Here is a 4,322-nt window from a genome sequence, read left to right on the forward strand (position 1 = left end):
CACCATGGGCGAGATCGTCAGTTCGGTGCAGCGGGTGACCGACATCATGGCCGAGATCTCGGCTGCCTCGCAGGAACAGAGCGCCGGCATCGAACAGGTCAACCAGACCGTGGTGCAGATGGACGAAACCACCCAGCAGAACGCTGCGCTGGTGGAGGAAGCCACCGCCGCCGCGCGCACGATGGAAGACCAGGCCAACGACCTGGCCACGGCGGTATCGATGTTCCGCACCACGACGACCCGCGCCGCGCCCACTGCCCGGCCGCTACTCACGGTCGTGCCCCCGGCGGCGAAGCCGCAGCCGGCGCCGGGCACGCTGCCGCGTCCACGACCGGTGCCTGTATCCACGCTCCAGACCGACGGCGGCGACTGGCAGGAGTTCTGAGCGGCGGACACTGCCGCATCGCACCGGTGCCATCGCATCGGTGCTAAAGAGCCTTGGAGCGGGGCCGATACTCCATGAAGCCCTGCCGGTATGCTGTTGCCTCCAGGCCTCCGCCACCCCTGTTCCAGAGATCATGTCAGAGCGCGAACCGACGGAATCCGCCCTTCCCTCCTTCGACGGCAACCTGTATGCCGACGAGAAGTACATGGTCCGCAATCCGCGCCAGATCCGCCTCCTGCTGCAGGCGATGATCGACCAGCGCGCCACGATCGCGGTCCATCCGGACGGCCGCGAACAGTCCTATCCCAGCGCCGTGCTGGAACTGGACGAGGACACCCTGCTGCTCGACGGCAGCCCGATGCCGCAGGTCAACCGCAGCGTCGGCGAAGCTTCGCGCCTGCTGTGCTTCGCGCAGGTGGACAAGGTCATGGTGCGCTTCCGCCTGGAACACCCGCAGGTGCTGGTCGAGGACGGACGCACGGCGTTCCGCGTCGGGCTCCCCGAAGAGGCCTACCACCTGCAGCGCCGCGAGCTGTACCGGCTGGAGACGCCGGTCGGCGATTCGCCCTGGTGCGTCTTCCCCGATCCGCAGGGGGGAGACCCCCTGCGCTGGCGCGTGGTGGACATCAGCGCCGGCGGCCTGGCCGTGCTCCTGCCCCCCGACCTGGACCTGCTGCGCCTGCAGCAGCGGCTGGGCGGGTGCGAACTGCTGCTGCCCGATTCGGCGCCGATCCCGGTCACCCTGGTGGTCTGCAGCCAGCTGATGCGCAAGCAGGCCAATGGCATCGAGCAGCAGCGCGTGGGCCTGCGCTTCGAGGATCTGCCGCGCGGTGCCGATGCGGCCATCCAGCGCTACATCTTCCGGGTCGACCGCGAGCGCAAGGTGCGCAGGAACGGCGGCGCCTAGGGTTCCACCTAAAGTCCCGGCGGCCGGTGCCGATACACGGAGGTGAGCCATCTCCGCACCGCATGCCGCCAGGACCAGGAACCCAGATGAACGACACCAGCGCCCACGCTGCCACTTCCGGCGGCGAGTACCTCAGCTTCACGCTCGGCAACGAGCATTACGGGGTGGATATCCTCAAAGTGCAGGAAATCCGCGGTTACGACGCCGTCACCCGCGTTCCCGACGCACCGGACTACATCAAGGGCGTGATCAACCTGCGCGGCACCATCGTGCCGGTCATCGACCTGCGCCTGAAGCTGCGCCTGGACGAGGCCCGCTACGATGCCTTCACCGTGATGATCGTGCTCAACGTGGAAGACCGCGTGGTCGGCATCGTCGTGGACAGCGTCTCCGACGTGATCCCGCTCAGCGCCGAGCAGATCCGCCCGAAGCCGGAATTCGGCGCCGCGGTGGACACCCGCTTCATCTCCGGCATCGGCACCCAGGACGAGCGCATGCTGATCCTGCTGGACATCGAGACCCTGCTCGATACCGCCGACCTGGGCCAGGCCGCCGTCGCGGAAGAAGCTGCCGCCTAAAACGTTATATCCGTCACATTTTCATGTGCGGCGTATCAATCATCGGCCGTGCCTGCCGATACCGAGCGCATGGCCGGCCGTTCGCCGGCGAAACCCCAATCCGGAGAAAAAGATGTCCAAGCCCTTCATTTCGCTGATGTCCGCGGCCCTGCTGGCAAGCGTGTCCCTGGTCGCCGCCGCCGACGAGATGATCCCGCCCGAGAACGCGGCCCGTTTCGCCGGCAAGGACGGCATGGTCTGCGGCAAGGTCGAAAAGGCCCGCTACGCCGAAGGTTCCGAAGGCCAGCCGACCTTCCTGCACATGGGCGGCTCGTTCCCGCGCCACACCTTCTCGGCGCGCATCCCCGGCTCGGCGCGCGGCAACTTCAGCTTCGACCTGATGTCGCTGGAAGGCAAGACCGTGTGCGCGATCGGCAAGATCCAGCGCGATGCCTCGCGCGCCGAGATCGAAGTCACCTCGCCGTCCAGCCTGAAGCTGGCCAACATCAAGTAATCCATCCCGACGTCGCCGCGCCGGCCATGCCGGCGCGGTCCCCGCCGTGCCTTGGCCGGGGGATGCAGCAGGAGACAGCGCAACCATGCAGTGGATCAAGAACCTCAACCTGATGCCGAAGCTGATGCTCACCTTCGGCATCGTCCTGTTCGTGATGCTGATCCAGGGCATCGTCGCCTATCGTGGCCTGCACTCGCTGGACAGCGTCACCAACGAGATCGCGGAAAAGCGCATGGCCGGCCTGCGCACCAGCGGAGAACTGGCCGGCATGGTCAGCGAGTACCGCAACGCGTCCTACCAGAGCCTGATCCGCGCCAGCGCCGACGTGAAGACGGAGGCCAAGACCCGTGCCGGCGAACTGCGCGTCCAGATCGACGAATCCATCGACAAGTATTCCAAGCTGATCGACAACCCGCAGCAGCGCAAGCTGTTCGACACCTTCGTCGCCGACTGGGATGCAACCAAGAAGTCCTACGACTCGGTCACCGAGCTGCTGGAACTGGACCTGCCCGACGACGCGATCGACACCTTCGTCGGCGAGACCCGCAACCTGCACCGCAAGGCCTATGCGTCGCTCGAAGCGCTGGCGACGGACGAGAACACCCGTGCGCAGGCAGCCAGCGGCCAGGCCGCCGACACCTATTCGGCCTCCGTCGCCGTCACGTTGATCGCGGTGCTGGTCGGCGCCGGCGCCGGCCTGCTGCTGGCCTGGCTGTTCGCCCGTTCGCTGGTCGGTTCGATGCGCGGCGCGGTGGACGTGGCCAACGAGATCGCCGGCGGCAAGCTCGACGGCACCATCGACACCCGCCGCTCCGACGAGGTCGGCGAACTGCTGCGCTCCATGCAGCGCATGCAGCGCGACCTGCGCGAGCGCATCGAGCGCGACCAGGCAGTCGCCGCCGAGAACCTGCGCATCCGCACCGCGCTGGACTATTCCTCCACCGGCGTCTACCTGACCGATACCGACCTGCAGATCGTCTATGCCAACCGGGCGCTGGCGCACACGCTGGAGCGCTACGCCGACGACATCCACGGCGCGCTCGACCATTACGACGCCTCGCGTCCGCTGGTCGGCCAGCCGGTGACCTCGCTGGAGTTCCGCGGCGAAATGGACCGCAGCGTGCTCGACGCGCTGCAGCGCACCGGCGTGGCCTCGCGCGAGATGCGCTACGGCGAGGCCCAGTTCGCGCAGACCATCTCGGCCATCCGCGACGAGGCCGGCAGCGTGGTCGGCCATGTCGTCGAATGGCGCGACCGCACCACCGAGGCCATGGTGGAACGCGAAGTCGCGCGGGTGATCGACGCCGCCGCCGCGGGCGATCTGAGCGGCCGCATCGGCACCGATGGCAAGGACGGCTTCTTCCTGGAGCTGGCGCGCCAGCTCAACAGCCTGCTCGACGCCAACGCCAGCAGCCTGGAGCAGATTTCCGGCCTGCTGTCCGCGCTGTCGCAGGGCGACCTGACCGTGCGCATGCAGGGCGATTTCCAGGGCGTGTTCGCGCGCATGCGCGACGACGCCAACGCCACCACCGAACAGCTGACCGCCATCGTCGGCCGCATCAAGCAGTCCACCGCGGCGATCAACTCCGCCGCCGGCGAGATCGCATCGGGCAACAACGACCTGTCGCGCCGCACCGAGCAGCAGGCCGCCAACCTGGAGGAAACGGCCGCCTCGATGGAGGAACTGACCTCCACCGTGCGCCAGAACGCCGAACACGCCCGCCAGGCCAACCAGCTGGCGCAGGGCGCGGCCGGCGTCGCCTCGCAGGGCGGCGAAGTTGTCGGCCAGGTGGTCACCACCATGTCGGCCATCGAGGCCTCGTCGAAGAAGATCGCCGACATCATCAGCGTCATCGACGGTATCGCCTTCCAGACCAACATCCTGGCCTTGAACGCGGCGGTGGAAGCCGCGCGCGCCGGGGAGCAGGGCCGCGGGGGGGCCGGGGGGGGCGCGGGAGT

The 4,322-nt window shown here is 68.0% G+C and carries 4 protein-coding genes and 1 pseudogene; all 5 read left to right on the forward strand.

What is annotated here, in order from left to right; translation table 11 throughout:
• Positions 1–385 (forward strand): annotated as a pseudogene (locus tag QMX80_RS18565) (methyl-accepting chemotaxis protein); the annotation flags it as partial.
• Positions 386–518: 133 nt separating this feature from the next.
• Entirely contained in the window at positions 519–1,292 is a 774-nt protein-coding gene (locus tag QMX80_RS18570; RefSeq protein WP_282278649.1) for a flagellar brake protein, read from the forward strand.
• Positions 1,293–1,378: 86 nt separating this feature from the next.
• On the forward strand, positions 1,379–1,870 hold the full coding sequence (locus QMX80_RS18575; RefSeq protein WP_055768918.1) for a chemotaxis protein CheW: 492 nt from the start codon (positions 1,379–1,381) through the stop codon (positions 1,868–1,870).
• Between the two features lie 112 nt (positions 1,871–1,982).
• Positions 1,983–2,363: a hypothetical protein gene (locus QMX80_RS18580; RefSeq protein WP_273083314.1), complete on the forward strand. Its 381-nt coding sequence runs from the start codon at positions 1,983–1,985 to the stop codon at positions 2,361–2,363.
• 85 nt (positions 2,364–2,448) lie between these two features.
• On the forward strand, positions 2,449–4,322 hold a 1,874-nt coding region (locus QMX80_RS18585; RefSeq protein ID WP_282278652.1), incomplete at its 3' end, for a methyl-accepting chemotaxis protein.

This window comes from Stenotrophomonas sp. PS02297 (assembly GCF_029959705.1).
In the GTDB taxonomy this organism is placed as follows: domain Bacteria; phylum Pseudomonadota; class Gammaproteobacteria; order Xanthomonadales; family Xanthomonadaceae; genus Stenotrophomonas; species Stenotrophomonas nitritireducens.

What these genes read in the sequence shown, in the direction of transcription:
- QMX80_RS18570 (WP_282278649.1), top strand. Translation starts at nt 519, where the DNA reads ATGTCAGAGCGCGAACCGACGGAATCCGCCCTTCCCTCCTTCGACGGC.
- QMX80_RS18575 (WP_055768918.1), top strand. Translation starts at nt 1,379, where the DNA reads ATGAACGACACCAGCGCCCACGCTGCCACTTCCGGCGGCGAGTACCTC.
- QMX80_RS18580 (WP_273083314.1), top strand. Translation starts at nt 1,983, where the DNA reads ATGTCCAAGCCCTTCATTTCGCTGATGTCCGCGGCCCTGCTGGCAAGC.